Source organism: Streptomyces sp. NPDC057302, from assembly GCF_042667685.1.
GTDB lineage: Bacteria > Actinomycetota > Actinomycetes > Streptomycetales > Streptomycetaceae > Streptomyces.
Genome location: NZ_JBHUZJ010000016.1, coordinates 85,257 through 108,765, shown reverse-complemented (window position 1 = coordinate 108,765; position 23,509 = coordinate 85,257). Strand labels below are relative to the sequence as shown.

Here is a 23,509-nt window from a genome sequence, read left to right as displayed (position 1 = left end):
GACGATGCGAGTAGGCACACAGTTCACCGGAACACTCAACCCCGGGCAGACCGGGCGCTGGTTCACCTTCAACTGGCCGCAGGGCTGGCACGTCGTCTGGTACTTCATGCCGACGACACCCCAGTCCGGCAGCCCGCAGATCGAGTGGGAGACCGAGGTCGAGCGCGCCTCGGCCACGTCGGTCACGTACTGGCTGACGGTGAAGAACATCGGCAGCACCCAGATGAACTTCGAAGGCCGGTACGCGGTTCTCAACTAGGCGGGGGGAAACGGCCATGAAGGTGCACATCACGATCGCCGAGGACGCGGGCGCGGCCCCGGCCGCCGGGGCGGGGCCGCGGCTCTCCGTGGCGCGGGACGCCGCGGGCTCCGTCGACGCCGGGCCCGCCGCCGCTGCGGGATCGGCGCCTCCGGCAGCGTCCGTGGGAGCCGTGGGGTCCGTCGGGTCCTTGGGGTCCGGCATGGACGCCGGCACGGCCCCGGGCTGGCTGGTCGAACTCGTCCGGCTCGCCGACGCCGGAGAGGTGGCCCGCCCCGGTGAGGAACCGCGGGAGACCCTCCGGCCCTCGGAGGGGCAGGCGATGGACGCCGGGAGCGGTCCGGCAGCGGGCTGAGCAGTCATCGACGAGCGGGGCCGTCGCGGATCACGCGGCGGCCCCGTCCGGCATGCCCGGGATGCATATCTAGTTCCGCGGCCGTCTCAGGCGTTGGACCACGCACGCGTGGTCAGGCGTTGGACCACGCACGCGTGCAGAGCACCAGGCGGTAGCCGTCCGGGTCCTCGACGGTGACGCCCCACTCGTTCCAGTACGGGTTGGGCGACTTCACGCGCGTGCCGCCGTGCGCTTCGAGGCGGGCCACCAGGTCGTCGGGGACGGGCTCGTCGAGGTAGATGACGAGCAGGTCCTCTTCGGTGGGCCGGGGCAGGACCGGCTCGTCCGCCTCGTGGACGAGTTCGAGATGCCAGGAGGCGTCCGGCCATCCGGCCATCAGCAGGTCGTGCTCACCGGGAGCGGCCCCGCCCTCCGAGCGCCACACGACGTCCAGGCCGAGGCCCGTCACCCAGAAGCGCTCCGCCGCCGCGAGGTCGCGGGACGGGCGGGCTATGCGGATGTGGCTCTGACCGTTGACCGGCATGGAACTCCCCCTTCGCGCGCGGCACGCTCGTCCGCCTGCCGCTGCCGCCGAGCCTAGAGGGCGAACGATCTTCCGGCATCGGCCGCTGGGCCTCGGGCGCGGGACCGGGCCCTGCGACTTGAGACCTGCGACCCGCGCCCCGCAACCCACAACCCCCAACCTGCGACCGAAGAAGCAGGCCGCGGTGTCGGCGACGACGCCGCGGGGGACATAGCTCTCGCACACAGGTTCCCTTGCCCCCATGGGCGGTTGTTCACTTGTGGTTTGTGTGTGCGCCGCCGCGCACCACTAGTTGTTGCCCTGCACACTGGCCGGACCTGTCACTGGAGGCGCATTCATGTCACACCCTCAGCCGAGCCCGTCCCCCCGCCGCCGCAGCGTGCTGCGCGGCTCGCTGGCCGTGCCGGCTGCGCTGGCCGTGCCGTCCCTCGCCGGGGCCGCTCCCGCGCTCGCCCTGTCGGGACGTCCGCGGGCCGAGTGGGGGGTGCAGGCCGGTGACGTGAGCGCGCACGCCGGCCTGGTCTGGGTCCGGTCCGACCGCCCCGCGCGCATGATCGTGGAGACGTCGGCCACGGAGTCGTTCCGCAACCCCACCCGCTGGAAAGGCCCGGTGCTCGGCGCGGACACCGACTTCACGGGGACGACACGGCTGCGCGGACTGCCCGCCGGCGAGCAGATCCACTACCGCGTGGTCCTGGCCGACCCCGACGACCCCAGACGGACCGGAGAGCCGGTCACCGGCACGTTCCGTACGACGCCGAAGGGGCGCAAGGAGGGGGTGCGCTTCCTGTGGTCGGGCGACATCGCGGGCCAGGGGTGGGGCATCAACCCGGACCGCGGCGGCTACCGCGTCTTCGAGGAGATGCGCCGCAGGGACCCGGACTTCTTCCTGTGCAGCGGCGACAACATCTACGCCGACGGGCCCATCCTGCCCAGCGTCACGCTGCCCGACGGCACGGTGTGGCGGAACGTGACCACGGAGGAGAAGTCGAAGGTCGCCGAGTCGCTGGCGGAGTTCCGCGGCGCCTTCCGCTACAACCTGCTCGACGAGAACCTGCGGCGCTTCAACGCGCAGGTGCCCTCCATCGTCCAGTGGGACGACCACGAGGTGAAGAACAACTGGTACCCGGGACAGATCCTGACCGACGCCCGCTACACCGAGAAGAACGTGGACGTCCTCGCCGGGCGCTCCCTGCGGGCGTTCAGCGAGTACTTCCCGATCTCGACGCTGCCGCCGGGCGACGAGGACGGGCGGGTGTACCGCGTGCAGCGGCACGGCCCGCTCCTGGACGTGTTCGTCCTGGACATGCGCTCCTACCGCAACGCCAACTCGCCGGGCCGTCAGCCCGACGACACCACCGGCATCCTGGGCGCCAGGCAGCTGCAGTGGCTCAAGCGCGAGTTGTCGCGCTCGCGCGCCACCTGGAAGGTCATCGCCTCCGACATGCCGCTAGGCCTGGTCGTGCCCGACGGAGCGACCAACTTCGAGGCGGTGGCGCAGGGCGATCCGGGCGCGCCGCTGGGGCGCGAACTGCAGATCGCCGAGCTGCTGCGGCACATCAAGCACCGCAAGGTCACCGGGACGGTGTGGCTGACCACGGACGTGCACTACACGTCGGCGCAGCACTACGACCCCTCGCGCGCGGCCTTCAAGGACTTCGCGCCGTTCTGGGAGTTCGTCTCGGGCCCTCTCGCGGCGGGCGGCTTCCAGGCGCTCAAGCTCGACGGGACGTTCGGGGCCGAGCAGCGCTTCATCAAGGCGCCCAGCCGCTCCAACACCTCGCCGGCCGAGACCCCGCAGTACTTCGGCGAGATCGACATCGACGGCGACAGCGGCGAGCTGACCGTGCGGCTGCGGCAGGAGGGCGGCGGGGTGCTGTTCACCAAGGTGCTGCGGCCGGGCCGGGTGGGACAGCAGTGATGAGGCCCCCGAACGCACACCGAGGGGTCGTGTCCGCGCACCAAGAGCGAGCAAAGAGGACTTAAAAGGGCAGAAGGTCTCTTAACTCGTCAGTCACAGAACGTTCGTGATCACGCAACACCCTTCCTCCACAGTGGCTGTATGAGTGCAGACATGTCTGATGTGACGCGAACCAAACATGGCCGTCCCGTTCACCACTGGCGCCGGGATCTGGTGGAGCTCGCCGCCCTGTTCACGGCCGTGGCCGTGGCCGACGCGGTGGCGAACATGATCGGGCACGGACCCGACGGCCCCGCCCTGCTCGTGATCTCGGCCGTGGTGCTGTGCGCCACGGTCGGGTTCCACACCTGGTGGGCACGCCGCCACAACCACGCACCCCCGGCCCCGGACGATACCGGCGCCCGGCCGCACCCCACCGGGCGGCGGACCGGGCCCACGACGGCCATGGAGCGGGCCGGGGCCATCGCCACGGAGTCGTCCGCAGGGGCGACGACGCTGTGGCGGATGCGCACCACGGTGCGGGACGAGCCGGGCTCGCTCGCCGCCCTGTGCACGGCCCTCGCCCACGGGAAGGTCGACATCCTGAGCCTCCAGGCGCACCCGCTGGCCGAAGGCACCGTCGACGAGTTCCTGCTGCGCGCCCCCGCCGACCTGTCCGCGGCCGAGATCACCCGGGGCGTCGCGCAGGCGGGCGGCTCGGGCACCTGGATCGAGCGGGCCGACGCCCACGACCTGGTGGACGCCCCCACCCGCATCCTGGGCCTCGCCACCCGCACCGCCCTCGACGCCGCCGAACTCCCGCTGGCGCTGCGCCAGTTGCTGGGCCGCTGCACCATCCGGTCGCTGCCCGCGAAGACGCGGCCGGCCACCGGTCCGCGGGCGGATGAGCCCACGGACGGCGCCCCCGTCGAGGGCGCGCTCGAAGGCGACGGGACGGTGCTGCGGCTCCGGGCCCCGGACGGTGAAGTGATCACCGTGGAGCGGCCGTACCTGCCGTTCACGCCCACCGAGTTCGCCCGCGCGCGTGCCCTGGTCGAGCTCGACACCCGGCTCGGCCCGCGCATCCCTCGCAGCAAGGACGTACTGACCCTCGCCGAGGGCAGCTCCATCACCGTGCGCCGGGCCGACACCGCCGACGTCGAAGCGGCCAAGGCCATGCACGAGCGATGCTCGCAGCGCACCCTCGGCATGCGCTACCACGGTCCCGTACGGGACGCCGACCGCTACCTCAACCACCTGCTCAGCCCGCGCTTCGGCCGCACCCTCGCGGTGCAGACCGCCTCCGGGCGGCTCGTCGGCATCGGCCATCTGCTCTGGGACGGCGACGAGACCGAGATCGCCCTGCTCGTCGAGGACGACTGGCAGCGGCGCGGCATCGGCAGCGAGCTGCTCGGCCGGCTCGTGGGGCTGGCGGTCGAGGCGGGCTGCGAGAGCGTGTACGCGGTGACGCAGGCGTCCAACACGGGCATGGTCGCGGCGATGCGCGGCCTCGGCCTTCCTCTCGACTACCAGATCGAGGAAGGCACGCTGGTCATCACCGCACGCCTCGAAGCGACGCCGGTCAGTTCGCGACTGCCGTACGACGAGGAGGAGCGGCCGCAGGAGCAGGGACGGGCGCACAAGCACTGACCCGGGGCGTCGAGGCCTGGGCCTCGGCGCCCGACGGCCGGGAGCCGAGGGCGCCGTCGAGGTCCTGCCACAGGTCGTCGACGTCCTCGAGACCGGCCGAGAGTCGCAGCAGCTGGTCGCTCACGCCCGACGAGCGCCGGTCCGCCGCGTCCACCACCCGGTGGCTGATGGACGCCGGATGCTGGATGAGCGTGTCGACGCTGCCGAGACTGACCGCCGGGGTGATCAGCCGCACCCCGGCGGTCACCGCGTGCGGATCGCCGTGCACCTCGAAGGCCACCATCGCGCCGCCGAGCCGCGGATAGTGCACGCGGCGCACGCGCGGGTCGGCGGCAAGGCGCCGCGCCAGTTCCGCCGCGTTCGCGGAGGCGGCACGTACACGCACCGGCAGCGTGGAAAGGCCCCGCAGGAGCAGATATCCGGCGAGCGGATGCAGCACCCCGCCGGTGGCGAACCGGACCTGCCGCAGCTGCCGCGCGAACTCCTCGTCGCACGCCACCACTCCGCCCATGACGTCCCCGTGCCCGCCCAGGTACTTGGTGGCGCTGTGCAGCACGAGCCGCGCCCCGCTCTCGGCCGGCCGTTGCAGGACGGGCGTCGCGAAGGTGTTGTCGGCGAGGAGGGGCACCGTGCCACAGGCGTGGGCCACCGCGCGCAGATCGAGTTCGGCGAGGGTCGGATTGGCGGGCGACTCGACGAGCACCAGGCCGGTGTCGGGACGTATGGCGTCCGCGATCCCCGCGGGGTCGACCCAGGTCACCTCGGAGCCGAGCAGCCCCGCCGTCAGCAGGTGGTCGCTGCACCCGTACAGCGGGCGGACCGCCACGACATGACGCAGTTCCGCCGCTCCCCGTACGAGAAGGACCGCTGTCAGCGCCGCCATGCCGCTGGCGAACGCGACCGCGCTCTGCGTTCCTTCGAGCCGGGCCAGCGCGGTCTCGAAGCGGGCGACGGTCGGGTTGGCCAGGCGGGCGTAGACGGGCGGTCCTTCGTCCAGGGCTCCGTCGGCGGCGAAGGCGTCGATGCGCGCCGCTTCGCCGCGGGTGTCGTACGACGGGTAGGTGGTGGACAGGTCGATCGGCGCGGCATGCAGGCCGAGCCCGGCGAGGTCGTCGCGTCCGGCGTGCACGGCCTCGGTGGCCAGGGCGCGCGGTGCCGGTGTGGGGGCCTGGTGGCCGGATCCGGTGCGGGGTTCCGTGTTCGTGTCCATGTACGACAGCCTGAACAAAGGCCGGTGCCTGGTAGTTGAACCCCGTGTTACGTTCGGCGAGTGGCTGAATCTGTCGTACTGGACCCGGTGGATCTCCGCATATTGCGGCTGCTGCAGAACGATGCCCGGATCACCTACCGCGATCTCGCGGCCCAGGTCGGCGTCGCGCCCTCGACCTGCCTCGACCGCATCTCCCGGCTGCGCCGCTCCGGCGTGATCCTCGGGCACCAGCTGCGGCTCGATCCCGCGAAGCTCGGGCGCGGTCTCGAGGCACTGCTCTCCGTACAGGTCCGACCACATCGGCGGGAGCTGGTCGGACCGTTCGTGGAGCGGATCAGGGCGCTGCCGGAATCCCGGTCGGTCTTCCATCTCGCGGGGCCCGACGACTATCTGGTGCATGTGGCGGTCGCCGACACCGCCGACCTCCAGCGGCTCGTCCTGGACGAGTTCACCTCGCGGCGGGAAGTGGCGCGCGTGGAGACCCGGTTGATCTTCCAGCAGTGGGAGTGCGGGCCCCTGCTTCCGCCGGGGCCCGGGGCCGACGATCAAGAGCAAACCTCCGGCCAATCTTGATGACGCGGGCATGTCCCGCGTACGAGGATGTCCGCATGTCAGCCACGAAGATCCCGAACACGAACGAGAGCAGGAGCCCGCTGCCTCGCCAGGTCGCCGACACCTACGTCGACGAGCTCATCGCACTCGACCCCGTCAACGGCACGTTCCTCGGCGTCAAGGCCAGCCACAGCAAGCTCCCCGACACCTCACCGGCGGGCCAGGAGGCGGTCGCCGAGCTCGCCCGCACCACGCTCGCCCGGCTGGCCGAGGCGGAGCGCCTGCCCGGCGCCGACAGTGACGCCGAGCGCCGGTGCGCGCGGCTGCTGCGGGAGCGGCTCACCGCCGACCTGGCCATGCACGACGCGGACGAGGGACTGCGCGCGGTCGGCAACCTGCACACGGTGCCGCACATGGTGCGCGAGATCTTCACCGTGACGCCGATGGAGACGGACGAGGACTGGGCGGCGATCGCCGAGCGGCTGCGGGCCGTGCCGGCCGCGTACGAGGGATATCGCGCCTCGCTCGAACTGGGCCTGGAGCGCAAGCTCTTCGCGGCTCCCCGCCCCACCGCCACCTTCATCGGCCAGCTCGGCGAGTGGGCGGGCCCCGGCGGCAGCGAGGGCCGCGGCTGGTTCGCGGAGTTCGCCGCGCAGGGCCCCGACTCGCTGCGCGCCGAACTGGACGCGGCGGCGCGTGTCGCCACCGAGGCGGTGGTGGCGCTGCGCGACTGGATGCGGGACGTGTACGCGCCCGCGATCGAGGGTGCTCCGGACACAGTGGGGCGCGAGCGCTACGCCCGCTGGTCCCGCCACTTCAACGGCGCCGACCTGGACCTCGACGAGGCGTACGCGTACGGCTGGTCCGAGTTCCACCGGCTGCTCGGCGAGATGCGCACCGAGGCCGAGAAGATCCTGCCCGGCGCGGCCACTCCGTGGGTGGCGCTCGCCCACCTCGACGAGCACGGCACGCACATCGAGGGCGTGGAGGAGGTGCGGGTCTGGCTCCAGGAGCTGATGGACGAGGCGATCGAGGCCCTTGACGGCACGCACTTCGAACTCGCCGAGCGGGTACGGAAGGTGGAGTCCCACATCGCCCCGCCTGGCGGCGCGGCGGCCCCGTACTACACGGGTCCTTCGGAGGACTTCTCGCGCCCGGGGCGGACGTGGCTGCCGACGATGGGCGACACCCGCTTCCCCGTCTACGACCTGGTCTCGACCTGGTACCACGAGGGCGTGCCGGGGCATCACCTCCAGCTCGCCCAGTGGGCGCACGTCGCGGAGAACCTCTCCCGCTACCAGGCGACGATCGGCATCGTCAGCGCCAACGCGGAGGGCTGGGCGCTGTACGCGGAGCGGCTCATGGACGAGCTCGGCTTCCTCACCGACGCCGAGCGCAGGCTCGGCTATCTGGACGCCCAGATGATGCGGGCGCTGCGCGTCATCGTCGACATCGGCATGCACCTGGAGCTGGAGATCCCGGCGGACGCGCCCTTCCACCCGGGCGAGCGCTGGACCCCTGACCTGGCGCAGGAGTTCTACGACGCGCACTGCAGCCGTCCCACGGAGTACGTGACGAGCGAGATGACCCGTTACCTCTCCATCCCCGGCCAGGCCATCGGCTACAAGCTGGGCGAGCGGGCCTGGCTCCTCGGCCGCGAGAACGCGCGGCGCCGTCTCGGTGACGCGTTCGACGCGAAGGCGTGGCACATGGCCGCGTTGTCGCAGGGGTCGCTGGGACTCGACGACCTGGTGGACGAGTTGTCGGCGCTCTGATGCGCGTGCGGGGCCCGGACGCGGACGAGTGGACGCGTGCCGTGCCCCGCGACTCCCCTCTCAGCAGCCGCAGTCCGCGGCGTCGAGCGGGGCCGTCAGGGCGTCGGGCGTGCGGCGCTCGCTGCCCTCCCAGGTCTCGAACCCGAAGCCCTCGCGGACCCAGTACTCGAAGCCGCCCAGCATCTCCTTGACCTGGAAGCCCAGTTGGGCGAGGGCGAGGGCGGCGCGGGTCGCGCCGTTGCAGCCGGGGCCCCAGCAGTAGGTGACCACGGGCACGGACGGGTCGAGGAGCTGCCCGGCCTGTTCCGCGATGAGCGCGGTGGGGAGGTGGATCGCTCCGGGGACGTGGCCCTGGTCCCAGGACGCGGTCGAGCGGGAGTCGACCACGACGAAGCCGGGGTCGCCGTCGGCTGCGAGCGCCGACGCGACGTCGGACACATCGGCGTGGAAGGCGAGGCTCGCGCCGAAGTACGCGGCGGCGGCCGCCGGGGAGGCGGGGGCGACCCGCAGGACGGGGTTCGGGGTGTTCGTCGCTGTGCTCATGGCCAAAAATCTACGGGCGAAGCCACCGGCCCAGAAGAGCCGATCACCGGCCTACCCCTTGATCGGCCGGGGATTCCCCTGTTACCTCTCAGGCATGACCGGTTATTCCACGGACGCCACCGACTGGCGCATCCTCGACGTCCTCCAGCGTGAGGGCCGCGCCAGCTACGCCGAGCTGGCGCGTGCCGTCTCCATGTCCGCGAGCGCCGTCACCGAACGGGTCCGGCGCCTGGAGGAGGCGGGCGTGATCCAGGGGTACGCGGCCGTGGTCGACCCGGAGCGCCTCGGCCTGCCCATCCTGGCGTTCGTGCGGCTGCGCTATCCGAACGGCAATTACAAGCCGTTCCACGACCTGGTCGAGACGACCCCGGAGGTGCTCGAAGCGCACCACGTCACCGGCGACGACTGCTTCGTGATCAAGGTCGCGGCGCGCTCGATGAGCCACCTGGAGGAGGTCGCGGGCAAGATCGGCGCGCTGGGGTCGGTGACCACCAGCATCGTCTACTCCTCACCCCTGCCCAGACGCCCACTGGGCCGCTGACCGCGCCTCCTCACGCCCCACCCCGCTGCCGGACGACCGACCCGGCCCGCCCCTTCTCGACCTCCAGCTGCGCGTGGACGCGTCGTCGCAGGTCGGCGACGTGCGAAACGATGCCTACGCTGCGGTCCCGCTCGCGCAGCGAGTCCAGGACGTCGAGGACCTCGTCCAGGGTCTGGTCGTCGAGGCTGCCGAAGCCCTCGTCGATGAAGAGCGTGTCGAGTTGCACGCCGCCCGCCTCGTCGGTGACGACATCGGCGAGGCCGAGCGCCAGGGCGAGCGAGGCGAAGAAGGTCTCGCCGCCCGAGAGCGTGGACGTGTCGCGCTCGCGGCCCGTCCAGGCGTCGACCACGTGCAGGCCGAGGCCGGAACGGCCGCGGCCGGTGCGGTCGTCCGAGTGGACCAGGGTGTAGCGGCCCGACGACATGCGCCGCAGCCGTGCCGTCGCCGCGGCGGCGACCTGTTCGAGCCGGGCGGCCAGGACGTAGGACTCCAGGCGCATCTTGCGTTCGTTGTCCGCCGATGTGCCCGCGGCCAGGCCCGCGAGGCGTGCCACGCGGTCGTACTCGGCGCGCAGCGGCGCGAGCCGCCGGGCTCCGGCGGCGGACCTCTCGGAGAGCCGGTCGAGTTCGGCGCAGCGCCGCGTGGCCGCGTCGAGCGCGGAGGCGGCGGCCCTGGCCCGCCGGTCCGCGTCCTCGGCGGCTTCCTGGGCGGCTCGGACGTCGGCGGGCGGCTGTTCGGCGGCGGCCGCCGCGTCCGGCTCGGCGAGGAGGGAGCGCACCGCCGCCTCTTCGTTCTGCCACGCGTCGATACGGTGTTGCAGCTCGCGGTGGCGCGCGTCGTCGAGCAGGGCTTCGGCCGCGGCCCTCGGCGTGTCGAACCCGGCGCGGAAGGCGGCGTCGGCGAGTCGCGCGTCGGCGTCCTTGAGGCGCTGGGCGGTGTCGTCGGCGACGCGGGCGGCTTCGGCAGCCTCGTTCAGGAGCGCGGCCTGCCGCTCCAGCTGGGACGCGCGGGCCGCGACGCTGGCACTCGCTCCCCGTGCGCGGGTCAACTCGACTTCCAGGCCTGCCTGTTCGCGGTCGAGGCTGTCCCGCAGGGTGGCACGGGACGCGGCCCGCACGGCGGCCTCCTGCCGCACGGCGAGCCTGCGGTCGTGCTCGCGCTCGGCCTGGGCGAGGGCTTCCCGGGCGGCGTGCAGGCCCGAAGCGCGGCTCCGCGCTTCGGCGTGTTCACCCCGCACCTTTTCGACAAATGCGGCGAGTTGCTCGACGGACGGCTCCTGAGGCGCGGCCCCCTCCTGAGCTGCGGCCCCCTCCTGCGATGTGGCCGCCTGCTCGTCCGTACGCGAGTCACCGAGGGACGAGCCGAGCGCCGCCGCCCCGGCCGCCGCCAACGACTCGCGCACCTCGCCGAGATGCCGCTCCCGCTCCGCGCGCCGCTCCTCCGCCTCGCGGTACGCGGCGAGCGCCGACTCCTCCGTGGCGCGGTCGACGTGACCGGCGGTCTTCGGGGCGGGCGCGGGGTGTTCGGTGGCTCCGCAGACCGCGCAGGGTGCGCCGTCGCTCAGGCCCGCGGCCAGTTCCGCCGCGATGCCGGTGAGGCGCTGCTCCTTCAGGGTCAGCCAGTGTTCGTGGGCCGTGGTGGCGCCTTCGCGGGCGGTGAGGGTGTGCTCGTAGGCGGCGGCCACCTCCCCGGCGAGGCGGTCGCGGCGGCGGGCCGCGTCCAACCTGCCCTGGGCGGGATCCAGTTGACCCGCGAGATGCTCCGCGCGCGTGGCCGCTTCCTGGGCGGACTCGATGCGCTCCTGGAGGGCGGTCCTGGTCGCGTCCCAGCCGTCGAGCCAGCCCGCCGCCTCACGCAGCAGCTCGTCGTCGGCCCGCTCCTCGCGCTCCAGGGACCCGCGCTCCGTGCCGAGTTCGACCAGGCGCCGCTCGGCACGCCGGGCGGAGTCGAGGCCGCCGAGCTCTTCGGCGGCCTTGCGCGCGGCGGCGGCGAGTCCCGACGCGCCGGAGTCCGCGAAGGTGGCGGGCAGGTGACCGCGGGCGCGTGCCTCTTCGGTGCTCGCGCGGCGGTGCTCCTCGTCGGTGGCCTGGCGAAGGCCGAGCGCGGGGGCGACCCTCTCGGCCTTGCGCGCCCGCTCCATCCGGGTCTGCCGCTGCCGGTGTTCCTCCGCACGCTCCTCAAGGCGTCCGGCCCGCTCCCGCGCCTGCCCGAACCGCCTTTGCAGCCCGTCGAGTTCGCGTACGCCGTCCAGTCGGCGCCCCGCGGCGGCCTGCACGGACTCGGCGGACGCGAGGGCGCACCGGGTGATCGTGCGCCGTTCACGGGCGCCGACCCGGGCCACGGCGGCCCAGGCGAGGACGGACTCGGCGAGCCCGGGATCGCCGGGCGAGAGATCGGGAAACGGCGACTCCGCGTCCTCAAGGGCATCAAGAGCGCCCCCGGCGGCCTGCTGCATCCGGTGCGCGTCGGCGAGGAGCTCCCTGTCCCCTTCCCGCACCGCGCCCTCGGCATCGCGCCGCTGCTCGGCCAGCCGCTGCTCGACCGCGGCGAACCTGCGCGTGTCGAAGAGCCGCCCGAGGAGCTTGCCGCGGGCCTCGGCGTCGGCCCGCAGGAAGCGCGCGAAGTCGCCCTGGGGCAACAGCACGACCTGGCAGAACTGCTCCTTGCTCATGCCGAGCAGCTGCGTGACCTCCTCGCCGATCTCCTGGTGGGAGCGGCTGAGGTCCTTCCACGCACCGCCCTCGTCGGCGGCTTCGTACTCCCGGAGCCAGCTCTGGGCCTTCTCCGTGGTCGTGCCGACCCCGCGCTTCTTCGGGCGCTCCCACGGCGGCTGCCGGGTGACCTCCAACCGGCGCCCGGCGACGGTGAGTTCGAGGCACACCTCCGTGCGCACGGCGGGCTGCGCGTGGTCGCTGCGCAGCGTCACTCCCTGGCCGCTGCCCTGCCGGGGGCCGGGCACGGAGCCGTACAGGCCGAAGCAGACGGCGTCCAGGACGGAGGTCTTCCCCGCGCCGGTCGGCCCGTGCAGCAGGAAGAGCCCGGCGGCGGAGAGCTCGTCGAAGTCGATGTCCTGGGTGGTGCCGAAGGGGCCGAACGCGGTGATCCGGAGCCGGTGCAGCCTCATCGGGCCACCTCGCGCAGGGTGTCGTCGACGCGGACGGTGTCGAACGCCGCCCGCAGCACCGCCTGTTCGCGCCGATCGGGTCCGGCGCCCCGCACATGGGTCACGAAGTCCTCCGCGATCTGCTGGTCGCTGCGGCCCTCGAGGCGCTGGGCGTACGAGACGCCCGGGTCATCGGGGGCGCGCTCCGGGTCGAAGACGAGGCTGAGGGTGTGCGGGAAGCGCTCGCAGAGGCGGGCCATGGGGTCGTCGGGGCGCACCGCGTCGGTGAGTGTCGCCTCCACCCAGGCCTCTTCGTGGCGGTCGAGTTCCGGGTCGGCGAGCAGTGTCCCGATGTCTCCCCGGATGCGGGCGAGCGGCCGGGGCACCGGGCAGTCGATCCGCTCGGCCCCGATCTCCCCCGCCGCGCCGATGTCGACGAGCCACATGCTCTTGCGGTGCGTGGACTCGGAGAACGAGTACGGCAGCGGGGAGCCCGAGTAGCGGACGCGCTCGCTGATGGCCTGGCTGCCGTGCAGGTGGCCGAGGGCCACGTAGTCGACGCCGTCGAAGACCCCGGAGGGCACGGCGGACACCCCGCCGATGGTGATGTCCCGCTCGCTGTCGCTGGCCTCGCCGCCGGCGACGAAGGCGTGGGCGAGGACGACGGACCGGGTGCCCGGCGTCCGGGCGGCCAGGTCGGCGCGCACCCGGTCCATGGCGGCGCCGAGCACGGCCTCGTGGCCCGCGCGCTTGACCCCGAACTCGTCCTTTACCAGCGCCGGTTCGAGGTAGGGAAGACCGTAGAACGCCACGTCACTGTGGCCGTCGGCGAGGACCACCGGGTCCGCGCACGCGGCGGGCGCGGTGCGCAGGTGGATGCCCGCGCGGCCGATCAGTCCGGCGCCGACGCCCAGGCGGCGCGCGGAGTCGTGGTTGCCGGAGATCATCACCGTCGGGACGCCGAGGGCCGCGAGCCGGTGCAGTGCGTCGTCGAAGAGCTCGACGGCGGCGAGCGGCGGTACCGCCCTGTCGTACACGTCGCCGGACACGACGACGGCGTCCACCTCGTGCTCACGCGCCGTGGCGACGAGGTGGCCGATGAAATCGGCCTGGGCGCCGAGCATGTTCACGCGGTGGAACGACCGGCCCAGATGCCAGTCGGACGTGTGCAGAATTCTCAAGACGCCGCTCCGGCCCGCATGCTCGCTCAACCCCTCCTACGCCCCGGATCCAGCACCGCCCCAGCACGGGCCTCGCCGACGCACCCACCACGCTAGCGCCTGTGGGCCCCTGCTCGATCACGAACCTCAATCCGACACCGGGGACGACGGCGGCTGCTCCCGCGGCGAGGAGGGCTCACCGGAGGAAGGGGACGCGGACGAGGGAGAGGTGGAAGAGGAGGCAGAAGAGGAGAGGGAGGAGGAGGGAGACGGGGAGGGCGATGACGGGGATGCGGAGGAAGGGGCGGATGAGGAGGCCGACGGGGACGGCTCGTTCACCGGCGGCCTGGTCTTCGTGTCGCCTGCGCCCGTGTCGCCCTTGTCACGTTCGAACCAGTCCCCGCTCTCGGGGTCGTACATGACGAACACGTTCACGACCTGGACGGCGGGCGCCACGACCACGACGTTCGACGCCTGGTAGCCGGGCCACGCCTGGCCCGTCCGCTTCGGGGTGCTCTTCTGCGCGACGGGAGGCAGCAGCGGATTGCCGCAGGCACAGCGCACGCGCGGCACGCCCCGGTCGTCGACGAGGACGGCGGTGCCGGACTGCAGGACGGCCTGATACGCGGTGGGGCCGCCGTCGCGGTAGCCGTGGTTGGTGACGCGGGTGTCCATGCGCAGCTGTACGGGTGTGAGCGAGCGCAGGTAGGCGGGGACGGCGGAGGCCTCGATGTCGAGGACCGAGGCGAACGCCTTGCTCTTGACCGGGTCCCGCTTGAGGGCGCCGACCTGCTTCTCCACGTCGCAGCTGCCGACCTTGCGCGTCCCGCCGTAGAGGCCGGGAGCGGAGCCGTCGACGCCGCGCGTCACGTTGGCCGATGCCGAGGAGCTCGGCAGCGCGCTCGGGGACGAGGGCGTGGAGTCCTCCCGGGCGCTCGACCCGGTGAAGGGATCGGGGCCCGCCTTCCCCGCGGGCTGGAGGAGGACCTCGCCACCGGACTGCGCGGTGCCGTCCGAACTGTCGGGCCGGGTGAGGACGACGGTCAGCACGACCGCGGCCACGAGCACGAGGGCGATCGCCGCCACCCGCGGCGCCGACCGCCACCAGGGGCGGTCCGGCTCCGGGCGCCCGCCGGGGCCGGCGCCGTCCGGAGTGCCGCCGGGAGGGCCGCTCGGCGGACCGCCCGGAGGTTCCGACGGCCGGTCCCCGCCGGGCGGTGGCGTCGAGCCCGCCTGAGTCGCGTCCGGCCGCGAAGGGCCGGTCTGCGCAGGTCCCGGCTCCGAGGGGCCCGGCTGCGAAGGACCCGAAAGCGGGCCTGACGGGGGTCCTGTGGGGCGTCCTGACGACGGCGGTTCGGCGCTCACGAAGGCTTCTTCCCTGCATAGGGGATCGCGTAGGGGACCGCGACGAACGGTTTCTACCGTTACGCGACTATTGTCTGTCCGGCTCCCGGGGAGCCCGCAAGCCGACGCGGTCGGCCCTCCCGAGGGGCGCGACGCCCCGGCGCTGCTTAGCGTGACAGCGTGAGCGACCAGAAACCGCCAGGCCGGGCCCCCCACGGCTGGCCCCACGCCCTCGTCACCGTGCTCGCCGCGCTGGTGGCCATGGCCGTCGTCGCCGCGCTCGGCCTGTGGGCCGCGGGAGCCGCCGACCTGCCGGGCGGCGCGTTCCCGAGCGTCGTCGCGGCCGTCGTCGTGATGGCGGTCGGCGGCTCCGTCGGCCTCTCCGGGGACGCCGGGTCGCTCGCCGGGGCGGACGCGGGGCTCTCCGTGCTCCCCCTCTCGGTCACCCTCGCCGGGGCGCTGGTGATCGCCGCCGGATTCCTGCGGCCGCTGCGGCACCGGGCCGTCGCCGACACCAAGGAGCTGGCCGGCTGGGCCGCGCGGTTCGCGGTGCTGTGGGTCCTGCTCCTGATCGGCCTCGGACTGCTGGCCCGCCACCGGTTCACCATCGGGCTCGGGGACGGCGCCGCGGCGGACATCGGCGATCTGCTGGGGGCCACGCCCAAGGTCGGCTTCGAGACCGACGTGCCGCTGACCCTCCTGTTCGGCCTGCTGTGGCTGGCGGGTGTCCTCGCCGTGGCGCTGCTGGTCTCGCGCGCGGCTCCGCTCCCGGCCCGTCTGGTGCGCTTCCAGGAGTCGGTGCGGCCCGCCGCCCACGCCATGGTGGTGCTGCTGCTCGCGTACGTCGCCCTGGGGCTCGTCATCGGTCTGATCGTCGCGGCGACCAAGGGGCACGTGGCCGAGACGCTCGCGGTACTGCTGCTCGGGCTGCCCAACCTCGTCTGGCTCGCCTTCACCATCGGCCTCGGCGCGTCCTGGGAGGGCCGCGTGGACGGTCCTTTCGGACTGCCCGTGCCGCGCGCGCTGGACGACGTACTGCGCACTCCGGACGACTCGACGCTCAATCTGCGGACGCTCGCCGAGCACGACGGCCGGGTGTGGTGGCTGCTCGTCGTCGCGGCGGTCATGGTCCTGGGCGCCGCGTTCCTGATGGCGGCGCGCTCGCCCGCCCGGATGCGGCCCTGGCAGCATGCCGTGCACATGGCGGTGGCGCTGACCCTCACGGTGCTCGCCGTCTGTCTGCTCGCCCGCGTCTTCGCCCACTACGGCCTCTCGCTCCTGGGCATCGGGGATCTCGGCGGCGGCCTGTCCGGCCTGGTGAAGCTGCGCCCGCAGCTGTGGACCGCGCTGATCCTCGCCGTGGCCTGGGGCCTGGTCACCGGTTTCATCGGCGGCCTGCTCGCGCGGCGGGTCCACCGGCGCGGCGAGGTGGAGCGGGAGGGGCGCCCGCAGCCCTAGCCGGGCAGCCGCCCAAAGACAGGGCGCGCCCAGCGGGGCGGCTGCGGAGGCGCTCCCGGGTCGGCGGCTGCTGCCACGGCCTGGGCGTCCACCCGAGTGGGAGGGTGCCCCCGCACGCCACCCGTGGCGGCGGCACGCAACGCGGCCGTGAACTCCAGGCAGGAGCCGTACCGGTCGTCGGGGCTCTTGGCCAGCGCCTTCGCGAGGACGGCGTCGAGCGACGCGGGGATGTCGGGGCGCTGCTCGGTCAGCCGGGGCGGCTGGTCGTACTGATGGGCCCAGAGCAGGGCCATGTCGTCGTCGCGCTGGAAGGGCGGACCGCCCGCCATGGTCTCGTGGACGACGCAGGCGAGGCTGTAGACGTCGCACCGGCCGTCCACGGGACGCCCGGAGATCTGCTCGGGCGCCACGTAGTCGAGGGTCCCCACGAACTGGCCCACGGTCGTGAACCCGGTCAGCGACAGCGACTTCTTGGTCAACCCGAAGTCCGTGAGATAGACGTGCTCCGGGTGGTCGCCGTCCGTGCCCTTGGCCACGAGGATGTTGCCGGGCTTGACGTCGCGGTGGACCAAGCCGTGGTCATGGGCCGCGTCGAGCGCCGAAGCGACCTGCGTGGCGATGCGCAGGGCGGCCCCGAGGGGGAGCGGGCCCGACTCGTCGAGCAGGTGGCGCAGGTCGAGCCCGGGAACGTACCGCATGGCGATGTAGAGCACGCCGTCCGTCTCGCCCGCCTCGAAGACCGGCACGATGTGCGGATGCTCGATGGCCGCGGCCACGCGCGACTCGTGCGTGAAGCGCTGCCGGAAGGTGTCGTTGCGCGCGAGCTCGGGGGCGAGCAGCTTCAGGGCCACGGTCCTGTCGAGGCGCAGATCCTTGGCCCGGTAGACGACGGCCATACCGCCACGCCCGATCTCCCGCTCGACGCGATACCCCGCGATCCGCTGCCCGACCAGCTCGGACGGCCGCCCGGAGTGGACACTCGGGCCCGCCGACACGTCGTCGGGCGGTGCGGTCCCCATCAGCCGTCACCGGGCCGAAGGTGCGGGCCGGGTGCGCCGTACGGTTCGGGGTCGCGGGCCCGGACTTCGCCGTTCGAGGCGGGCACGGTCCCCGGACCAGAGACGGCTTCGACCACCTGCGTGGGCTCCGGGCCGACCGGGCTGACTTCGCCGGGCCCTTCCGTCATCTCTCCGTCGCCGTGGACGCTCGGGTCCTGGCCCGCCGCGTACGTGCTCAGCTGTGTCCCGTCGCAGTACACCCAGCGCTCGTGTTCGGCGTCGTAGAGCCAGATCGACTCGCCGTCCACCACCATGCCCGCGCGCAGGCCGCGCGTGCGGTCGCGGAAGGTCTCGGCGTCGGTGGCGCCGGTCGCCAGGTCCTGCGTCGCGCGGCGGTAGTGGCGCAGGGCGTCCTCCGTCCGTGCCAGGAGCTGGTCCGGGTCCGCCGTGCGGGCCAGGGGGGAGCCGGCGGGCGGCGGATCGCGGGGTACGGCGATCAGGAGGCGGGCGTCGACCCAGGCCGACCAGCCGTTGGCGCAGACGATCCGGCCCCAGTCCCCGAGCCGGTCGGCGAGGCGCACGGGCAGCAGTGCGTCGAGCGGCGCCGTCGGGCGGTTCGCGTCCGGTGTCTCCCAGGCGGGCAGCCCGTCCTGGGGGACGACATGTGTGGGCCGGAACTCCGCGGTGGTCATCCCGTCCGCCCCTACTTCCGCATGACGGCGGGTTCGTGCCGTCGCAGGAGCCTGGCGACCACGTATCCGAAGACGACCGAGAGAGCCACCAGCATGCCCATGTTGATCAGCCAGACACCCGCGGAGTGGCGGAAGAGCGGATCGGCCGTCAGCTCACCCGGCACGATCCTGCCGAGGCCGATCGTCCCCGCCATCGCGCCCAGCGCCCACCGCGAGGGCACGAGCCACGCCAGCTGCTCGACGCCAGGCACCCCGTGGAGCTTCAGGAGCGCGCCGCAGAACACCACCTGGACGATGGCCAGGAGCACGAGGAGCGGCATCGTCACCTCTTCCTTGCGCACCAGGGCCGAGACCAGGAGCCCGAGCATCATGGCCGTGAAGGCGAGGAGGGCCACCGCCAAGGTGATCTCGGCGAGGGGCGGGAGCAGCACGCCCTCGCCGCCCGGCGCGTTGAGATCGACGCCGAGCAGCGCCACCAGGCTCAGCACGACGGCCTGGAGCACGGTGATCGTGCCCAGTACGACGACCTTGGACATCAGGTACGCCGATCTGGAGAGCCCGACTGCCCGTTCGCGCCGGTAGATGACCCGCTCCTTGACCAGTTCCCGCACGGCGTTGGCCGCGCCGGTCAGGACTCCGCCCACGCAGAGGATGAGCAGCGCGTTCATCGCCGTCTCCTGCGTCAGCCTGCTGCCGGCGAGGGCGCGGGCCATGGCGCCCATCACGAACGGCAGCGCGATCATGATCGCGAGGAAGGTCCGGTCCGCGCCGAGCGCGGCCGCGTACCGCCGCACCAGCGTCCGAAGCTGCGACCCCCAGCTCTGCGCCTTCGGCGGTGGCGCGAAGGAGGCGACCGGAGCCGCGGCGCCCTGCGGCAGCGGCGGCTGCGCCGAGGAGTTGACGATGTACTGCTGGTGGAACGGCGAGCGGCGGTACTCCCCCGCCCAGTCCCGGTCGCGGTCCCCCTCGAAGGCCTCGAACGCCTCGGGCCACTCCTCGAAGCCGAAGAACGGCAGCGCGTCCCGTGGCGGCCCGTAGTAGGCGATCCGGCCGCCCGCCGCGAGCACGAGGAGCCGGTCGCACCCGTCGAGGCTGAGCACGCTGTGCGTGACGACGACGACCGTGCGGCCGTCGTCGGCGAGGCCGCGCAGCATGTGCATCACCGAGCGGTCCATACCGGGGTCGAGTCCGGACGTCGGCTCGTCCAGGAAGAGCAGGGAGGGCTTGGTGAGCAGTTCCAGGGCGACGCTCACGCGCTTGCGCTGGCCGCCGGAGAGGCTGTGGATGGGCTGGTCGACGCGCTGTTCGAGGCCGAGTTCACGGATCACCTCGTCGACCCTGGCCCGGCGTTCCGCCTTCTCGGTGTCCTGGGGGAAGCGCAGTTCGGCGGCGTAGCCAAGAGCCCTGCGCACGGTGAGCTGCGCGTGCAGGATGTCGTCCTGCGGCACGAGACCGATGCGCTGTCGGAGCTCCGCGTAGTCGCGGTAGAGGTCGCGGCCGTCGTAGAGGACGGTGCCGCCGTCGGCGGGGCGCAGGCCGGTGAGGGCGTTGAGGAGGGTGGACTTCCCCGCGCCGCTGGGGCCGACGACGGCCAGCAGGCACTTCTCGCCGACGGGGAAGGAGACCTTGTCGAGGAGCGTCTTGCGGCCCCGGTCCACGGCGACCGTCAGCTCCTGTACGTCGAGCGACACCTCGCCGGTGTCGACGTACTCCTGGAGCTGATCGCCCACGAGGCAGTACGCGCGGTGGCCGACGCCGACGATGTCCCCGGGCGCGACCGGCGCCCGGTCCACCGGCTGGCCGTTGAGGTAGGTGCCGTTGTGGCTGCCGAGGTCGGCGATCTCGTACGAGCCGTCCGCCAGGACCCGCAGCTCCGCGTGGCGGCGCGAGACCACCAGGTCGTCGATGACCAGGTCGTTGTCGGCGGCGCGGCCGATGCGGACGGTGCGGGCGGGCAGCGGGCGCACGGTCGTCGGCTGCCGGAAGGTGCCGGTGGCGGAGGGGGTGCGGACGGCGGAGGGGCGCTCGGGCGGGGCCGGAGCGGGGGGCGGGGGCGGCTCGTGGCCGACGAGCACGGCTCTCGGGCCGTCCGCGACGCTGCCGAAGCGCAGGACGCTGCCGGGTCCGACGCCGAACTCGTGGATGCGCCGCCCGTCGGCGTACGTGCCGTTCGTGCTGTGCTCGTCCTCGATCGTCCAGTGGTCGAGCTCGGCGTGCAGGACGGCGTGGTGCCAGGAGACGCGGGCGTCGTCGATGACGATGTCGCTCAGGGGATCGCGCCCGACGTGATAGTCCCGGCTCGGACTCATCACCGTCGATCCGGTGTCGGTCTCCAGGACGAGTTCGGGCGCAGTCGGCACTCCAGGCCGCTCTCCCATGCCTGAATTCTACCCATTTACCTCCATTTGCGCCTGGGGTCGGGGGCCCGCCCGGCCTCAGGCGTCGCCGTACGCCTCTCCCCCGAGCTCGAACACCGCGCTGCCCGCCGTCGCGTCCGCCAGCCAGGCCGTGAAGGCCTCGACGTCCGCGTCGGGAAGGCCGATCTCGATGGTCACCGCGTCCCCGTAGCGGACGTCGCGCACCGCGCGCCCCGCCGACCGCAGATCGTTCTGGATCTTGCCCGCGCGCTGGTGGTCGACCGTGACGGTGGCGAGCCTGAAGCGCCTGCGGGTCAGCGTGCCCACCGCGTCGAGCGCCTCGCCGACCGATCCCCCATAGGCCCTGATCAGCCCGCCGGCGCCGAGCTTGACGCCTCCGTAGTAGCGGGTCACGACGGCGACGACGTACCGCATGTCGCGGCGGAGCAGCATCTGGAGCATCGGCACACCGGCCGTGCTCCCGGGCTCCCCGTCGTCGCTCGCCTTCTGCACCCCGGCGTCGGCCCCGATGACGTACGCGAAGCAGTTGTGCGAGGCGGACGGGTGCTCCTTGCGGATGCGCGCGACGAAGTCCTGGGCCTCCCCCTCGGTGGCCGCGGGCGCGAGGGCGCACAGGAAGCGCGAGCGGTTGATCTCGGTCTCGTGCACGGCCTCGCGGGCCACTGTGCGGTACTCGTCGTGCATCACGCCAGGGTAGGACCCCGCGCACGCCACGGCCCCGGTACGGTGATCCGTTGTGACGTCACCTTCGAATCCCGTACGCCAAGTTCCCAGCCGTACCGACGTGTTGGAGTCGCTGCTCGCCGCCGCTCCCGTCACCGTCGTGGAGACCCGCGAGGACCCGGCCGATCCCTTCCTGTTTCCCGAGGAGGAGGACGTGGTGGCGCGGGCGGTGGACAAGCGGCGCCGCGAGTTCAGCACGGTCCGGCAGTGCGCCCGCGCCGCCCTGGCCGGGCTCGGCCTGCCGCCCGTGCCGATCCTGCCGGGAGCCAAGGGAGCCCCGCGCTGGCCCGACGGCATCGTCGGCAGCATGACGCACTGCGCGGGCTACCGCGGCGCCGCCGTGGCCCGCGCCTCGGAGGTCACGTCCATCGGCGTCGACGCGGAGCCGGCCGCTCCGCTGGCCGATCCCGGGGTCCTGAAGCTGGTTTCGGACGAGACGGAGCGCACGGCTCTGGCCGCGCTCGGCACCCGGCATCCCGACGTGCCCTGGGACCGGCTGCTCTTCAGCGCCAAGGAGTCCGTCTACAAGACGTGGTTCCCGCTCACCGGGCGCTGGCTCGACTTCGAGGAGGCGCGGATCGACCTGGACCCGCACGGCGGGTTCATCGCGACGCTCCTCGTGCCGGGACCGACGGTGGCGGGCCGCGAGCTGACGGAGTTCCGGGGCAGCTGGTCGATACGTGAGGGGATCGCCGTCACCGCCATCGTGCTGCCCCTCACTCCTCCCGCGCCCGGTAGGTAGGGGCGCCGCCCAGCCAGGTGCCGAGCACCCGCACGTGCCGGATGGCCATCGGGTCGACCGTGCGCGGGTCGGCGGAGAGCCTGACCAGGTCCGCGGGCGCTCCCGGCACGAGCGCGATGCGGTCGTCGGCGCCCGCCTGGTGGGCGACGCCGCTGGTGGCCGCGGCGAGGGCCTGCTCCACGGTGAGCCGCTGGTGCGGGGTCCAGCCGTCCTGCGGGATTCCGTCGAACGTGCGCCTGGTGACGGCGACTTGGATGCCGTCGAGGGGCTCGTGCGAACTCACGGGCCAGTCGCTGCCGAAGGAGAGCCGTACTCCGTCGCGCGCCAACTCCCCCATGGGGTACTGCCGGTCGGACCGTTCGGCGCCGATCCGCGGCATCGAGAGGTCGGTCTGCAGCGGGTCGGGCTGTGCCCACAGGGGCTCGAAGTTGGCGATGACGCCGAGCGCGGCGAAGCGCGGCAGGTCGGCCGGGTCGACGAGCTGGACGTGGGTGATCACGGGCCGCCGGTCCCAGGCCGGATTGGCGAGGACCGCGGCCTCCACCGCGTCGAGCGCCGCCCGTACGCCCGCGTCGCCGATGGCGTGGATGTGCGTCTGGAAGCCGTCGGCGTCGAAGGCGCACACCGCTTCGGCGAGCGCGCGCGGCTCCCACACGGGCATGCCGCAGCTGTGCGGCGCGTCGAGATAGGGGGCGAGCAGTGCGGCCGTACCGCCCTCGATCACGCCGTCGCTGAAGTACTTCACCGTGCGCGCGGACAGCAGCGGGCCGCCCTCGGCGCTCACCCGCCCGCGCGCGGCGTCGAACTGCTTCCGCTGTGCGCGCCAGCGGTCGGGGTCGGCGCGCTGGGCCAGGTCCACCCGGACGCTCAGCGCGTCACGGCGGGCCGCCGCCACGTAGGCGTCCACCATCTCCGGTTCGACCCAGGCGTCCTGCACCCAGGTAATGCCCGCTCGCGCGTACGTCTGCCCCGCGCGGCGCACGGCTTCGACCAGTTCGGCCTCCTCGCGCGCGGGCACCTGGTCGAGCACCAGGTCGCAGGCGTGCCACTCGCGCAGGGTGCCCATCGGTGAGCCGTCGGGACGCCGGACGATCCAGCCGAGGCGCGGATCCGGCGTCGCGTCCCGCACCCCGGCCCGGCGCAGCGCCTCCGTGTTGCACCACACCGTGTGGTAGTCGTACGCCCGCAGCACGACGGGCCGTTGGGACACCGCCGCGTCCAGCCAGCGCGCGTCGAACTCGCCGTCGGGCGCGAGCGCGGGGTCGTAGGAGGCGCCGACGATCCACTGTGCGTCCGGATGGGCCGCGGCCCACCGCCCGACCTCCGCGACGATCGCGTCGACCGAGGTGAGGTCCTTGATCTGCGGCCCGAAGCTCTCCAGACCCCCGAAGAGCGGGTGGGCGTGCCCGTCGCCGAAGGCGGCAAGGAGCAGTCCATCCCCCAACTCCACGACGTCATCGGCCACTTCGGCCATCGCACGCGCCTCGTCGCCGAGCGCGACGACGCGTCCGCCGCGCACAGCGAGTGCCGTGGTGTCCGTGTGGACACCGCTCCCGGTGCGCACCGCCCCCAGGAAGACCCTCGTCACCGTCTCGTCCGTCAT

20 protein-coding genes are annotated in these 23,509 nt (G+C 73.2%); 9 read left to right on the top strand and 11 right to left on the bottom strand.

From position 1 onward, the window contains the following. Positions 1-4 precede the first annotated feature (4 nt). Entirely contained in the window at positions 5-259 is a 255-nt protein-coding gene (locus ACFUPX_RS14845) for a hypothetical protein (RefSeq protein ID WP_383320980.1), read from the top strand. 16 nt (positions 260-275) lie between these two features. Next, positions 276-614 carry a hypothetical protein gene (locus tag ACFUPX_RS14840; RefSeq protein ID WP_383320977.1) on the top strand — a complete coding sequence of 113 codons (339 nt, stop codon included), beginning with the start codon at positions 276-278 and terminating at the stop codon, positions 612-614. 112 nt (positions 615-726) lie between these two features. Here ACFUPX_RS14840 and ACFUPX_RS14835 read toward each other — a convergent pair whose 3' ends face one another. Next, on the bottom strand, positions 727-1,137 hold the full coding sequence (locus ACFUPX_RS14835) for a VOC family protein (RefSeq protein ID WP_383320975.1): 411 nt from the start codon (positions 1,135-1,137) through the stop codon (positions 727-729). A 337-nt stretch (positions 1,138-1,474) separates the two neighbouring features. Between ACFUPX_RS14835 and ACFUPX_RS14830 the strand changes: the two genes are divergently transcribed. Together ACFUPX_RS14830 and ACFUPX_RS14825 are read left to right on the top strand one after the other, a co-directional pair. Next, complete coding sequence (locus ACFUPX_RS14830; protein ID WP_383320972.1) at positions 1,475-3,058, top strand: alkaline phosphatase D family protein; 1,584 nt, start codon at positions 1,475-1,477, stop codon at positions 3,056-3,058. A 141-nt stretch (positions 3,059-3,199) separates the two neighbouring features. Further along, entirely contained in the window at positions 3,200-4,687 is a 1,488-nt protein-coding gene (locus ACFUPX_RS14825) for a GNAT family N-acetyltransferase (protein WP_383320969.1), read from the top strand. Here the strand turns inward: ACFUPX_RS14825 and ACFUPX_RS14820 are convergent. Then, positions 4,620-5,897 (bottom strand): trans-sulfuration enzyme family protein, encoded by a 1,278-nt coding sequence (locus tag ACFUPX_RS14820; protein WP_383320967.1) that lies wholly within the window; start codon positions 5,895-5,897, stop codon positions 4,620-4,622. The genes ACFUPX_RS14825 and ACFUPX_RS14820 overlap by 68 nt on opposite strands. Before the next feature lie 60 nt (positions 5,898-5,957). Between ACFUPX_RS14820 and ACFUPX_RS14815 the strand changes: the two genes are divergently transcribed. Continuing rightward, positions 5,958-6,470, top strand: coding sequence for an Lrp/AsnC family transcriptional regulator (locus ACFUPX_RS14815; RefSeq protein WP_383320964.1), 513 nt, complete (start codon positions 5,958-5,960; stop codon positions 6,468-6,470). A gap of 35 nt (positions 6,471-6,505) precedes the next feature. Then, positions 6,506-8,224: a DUF885 domain-containing protein gene (locus ACFUPX_RS14810; RefSeq protein WP_383320961.1), complete on the top strand. Its 1,719-nt coding sequence runs from the start codon at positions 6,506-6,508 to the stop codon at positions 8,222-8,224. A gap of 60 nt (positions 8,225-8,284) precedes the next feature. On the opposite strand, the gene ACFUPX_RS14805 is transcribed toward ACFUPX_RS14810, so the two are convergent. Beyond that, positions 8,285-8,767, bottom strand: coding sequence for a rhodanese-like domain-containing protein (locus tag ACFUPX_RS14805; protein WP_383320958.1), 483 nt, complete (start codon positions 8,765-8,767; stop codon positions 8,285-8,287). A 94-nt stretch (positions 8,768-8,861) separates the two neighbouring features. Here ACFUPX_RS14805 and ACFUPX_RS14800 point away from each other — a divergent pair, with 94 nt between their 5' ends. Continuing rightward, positions 8,862-9,308, top strand: coding sequence for an Lrp/AsnC family transcriptional regulator (locus ACFUPX_RS14800; protein WP_361047827.1), 447 nt, complete (start codon positions 8,862-8,864; stop codon positions 9,306-9,308). Positions 9,309-9,318: 10 nt separating this feature from the next. Here ACFUPX_RS14800 and ACFUPX_RS14795 read toward each other — a convergent pair whose 3' ends face one another. The 3 genes from ACFUPX_RS14795 to ACFUPX_RS14785 all read right to left on the bottom strand — a co-directional run bounded on the left by ACFUPX_RS14795 (position 9,319) and on the right by ACFUPX_RS14785 (position 14,657). Next, positions 9,319-12,432 (bottom strand): AAA family ATPase, encoded by a 3,114-nt coding sequence (locus tag ACFUPX_RS14795; protein WP_383320955.1) that lies wholly within the window; start codon positions 12,430-12,432, stop codon positions 9,319-9,321. Beyond that, entirely contained in the window at positions 12,429-13,592 is a 1,164-nt protein-coding gene (locus ACFUPX_RS14790; protein WP_383320952.1) for an exonuclease SbcCD subunit D, read from the bottom strand. The genes ACFUPX_RS14795 and ACFUPX_RS14790 overlap by 4 nt, the downstream gene beginning before the upstream one ends. 126 nt (positions 13,593-13,718) lie before the next feature. Then, complete coding sequence (locus ACFUPX_RS14785; protein WP_383320949.1) at positions 13,719-14,657, bottom strand: DUF6777 domain-containing protein; 939 nt, start codon at positions 14,655-14,657, stop codon at positions 13,719-13,721. Positions 14,658-15,176: 519 nt separating this feature from the next. Here ACFUPX_RS14785 and ACFUPX_RS14780 point away from each other — a divergent pair. Further along, complete coding sequence (locus tag ACFUPX_RS14780; RefSeq protein ID WP_383321079.1) at positions 15,177-16,373, top strand: streptophobe family protein; 1,197 nt, start codon at positions 15,177-15,179, stop codon at positions 16,371-16,373. On the opposite strand, the gene ACFUPX_RS14775 is transcribed toward ACFUPX_RS14780, so the two are convergent. The 4 genes from ACFUPX_RS14775 to ACFUPX_RS14760 are packed head-to-tail and all read right to left on the bottom strand — an operon-like array spanning position 16,370 to position 21,125. Further along, positions 16,370-17,392, bottom strand: a complete 1,023-nt coding sequence (locus tag ACFUPX_RS14775; protein ID WP_383320946.1) for a serine/threonine-protein kinase — start codon at positions 17,390-17,392, stop codon at positions 16,370-16,372. The two genes, ACFUPX_RS14780 and ACFUPX_RS14775, sit on opposite strands and share 4 nt — an antisense overlap. Next, positions 17,392-18,063: a hypothetical protein gene (locus tag ACFUPX_RS14770; RefSeq protein WP_383320944.1), complete on the bottom strand. Its 672-nt coding sequence runs from the start codon at positions 18,061-18,063 to the stop codon at positions 17,392-17,394. Before ACFUPX_RS14770 ends, ACFUPX_RS14775 begins: the two co-directional genes overlap by 1 nt. An 11-nt stretch (positions 18,064-18,074) precedes the next feature. Beyond that, a complete protein-coding gene (locus ACFUPX_RS14765; RefSeq protein ID WP_383320942.1) occupies positions 18,075-20,441 on the bottom strand; it encodes an FHA domain-containing protein in 2,367 nt (788 codons plus the stop codon). Positions 20,442-20,498: 57 nt separating this feature from the next. Further along, complete coding sequence (locus ACFUPX_RS14760) at positions 20,499-21,125, bottom strand: YigZ family protein (protein WP_383320940.1); 627 nt, start codon at positions 21,123-21,125, stop codon at positions 20,499-20,501. Positions 21,126-21,225: 100 nt separating this feature from the next. Here ACFUPX_RS14760 and ACFUPX_RS14755 point away from each other — a divergent pair, with 100 nt between their 5' ends. Next, positions 21,226-21,906, top strand: a complete 681-nt coding sequence (locus ACFUPX_RS14755) for a 4'-phosphopantetheinyl transferase (RefSeq protein WP_383321076.1) — start codon at positions 21,226-21,228, stop codon at positions 21,904-21,906. On the opposite strand, the gene ACFUPX_RS14750 is transcribed toward ACFUPX_RS14755, so the two are convergent. Beyond that, the gene (locus ACFUPX_RS14750) at positions 21,881-23,509 is read right to left on the bottom strand and encodes an amidohydrolase (RefSeq protein ID WP_383320938.1); all 1,629 of its coding nucleotides are present in this window, start codon (positions 23,507-23,509) and stop codon (positions 21,881-21,883) included. The two genes, ACFUPX_RS14755 and ACFUPX_RS14750, sit on opposite strands and share 26 nt — an antisense overlap.

What these genes read in the sequence shown, in the direction of transcription:
- ACFUPX_RS14825 (WP_383320969.1), top strand. Translation starts at nt 3,200, where the DNA reads ATGAGTGCAGACATGTCTGATGTGACGCGAACCAAACATGGCCGTCCC.
- ACFUPX_RS14810 (WP_383320961.1), top strand. Translation starts at nt 6,506, where the DNA reads ATGTCAGCCACGAAGATCCCGAACACGAACGAGAGCAGGAGCCCGCTG.
- ACFUPX_RS14765 (WP_383320942.1), bottom strand. Translation starts at nt 20,441, where the DNA reads ATGGGAGAGCGGCCTGGAGTGCCGACTGCGCCCGAACTCGTCCTGGAG.
- ACFUPX_RS14800 (WP_361047827.1), top strand. Translation starts at nt 8,862, where the DNA reads ATGACCGGTTATTCCACGGACGCCACCGACTGGCGCATCCTCGACGTC.
- ACFUPX_RS14775 (WP_383320946.1), bottom strand. Translation starts at nt 17,392, where the DNA reads ATGGGGACCGCACCGCCCGACGACGTGTCGGCGGGCCCGAGTGTCCAC.
- ACFUPX_RS14805 (WP_383320958.1), bottom strand. Translation starts at nt 8,767, where the DNA reads ATGAGCACAGCGACGAACACCCCGAACCCCGTCCTGCGGGTCGCCCCC.
- ACFUPX_RS14770 (WP_383320944.1), bottom strand. Translation starts at nt 18,063, where the DNA reads ATGACCACCGCGGAGTTCCGGCCCACACATGTCGTCCCCCAGGACGGG.
- ACFUPX_RS14835 (WP_383320975.1), bottom strand. Translation starts at nt 1,137, where the DNA reads ATGCCGGTCAACGGTCAGAGCCACATCCGCATAGCCCGCCCGTCCCGC.
- ACFUPX_RS14830 (WP_383320972.1), top strand. Translation starts at nt 1,475, where the DNA reads ATGTCACACCCTCAGCCGAGCCCGTCCCCCCGCCGCCGCAGCGTGCTG.
- ACFUPX_RS14780 (WP_383321079.1), top strand. Translation starts at nt 15,177, where the DNA reads ATGGCCGTCGTCGCCGCGCTCGGCCTGTGGGCCGCGGGAGCCGCCGAC.
- ACFUPX_RS14845 (WP_383320980.1), top strand. Translation starts at nt 5, where the DNA reads ATGCGAGTAGGCACACAGTTCACCGGAACACTCAACCCCGGGCAGACC.
- ACFUPX_RS14840 (WP_383320977.1), top strand. Translation starts at nt 276, where the DNA reads ATGAAGGTGCACATCACGATCGCCGAGGACGCGGGCGCGGCCCCGGCC.
- ACFUPX_RS14795 (WP_383320955.1), bottom strand. Translation starts at nt 12,432, where the DNA reads ATGAGGCTGCACCGGCTCCGGATCACCGCGTTCGGCCCCTTCGGCACC.
- ACFUPX_RS14820 (WP_383320967.1), bottom strand. Translation starts at nt 5,897, where the DNA reads ATGGACACGAACACGGAACCCCGCACCGGATCCGGCCACCAGGCCCCC.
- ACFUPX_RS14750 (WP_383320938.1), bottom strand. Translation starts at nt 23,509, where the DNA reads ATGACGGACGAGACGGTGACGAGGGTCTTCCTGGGGGCGGTGCGCACC.
- ACFUPX_RS14760 (WP_383320940.1), bottom strand. Translation starts at nt 21,125, where the DNA reads ATGCACGACGAGTACCGCACAGTGGCCCGCGAGGCCGTGCACGAGACC.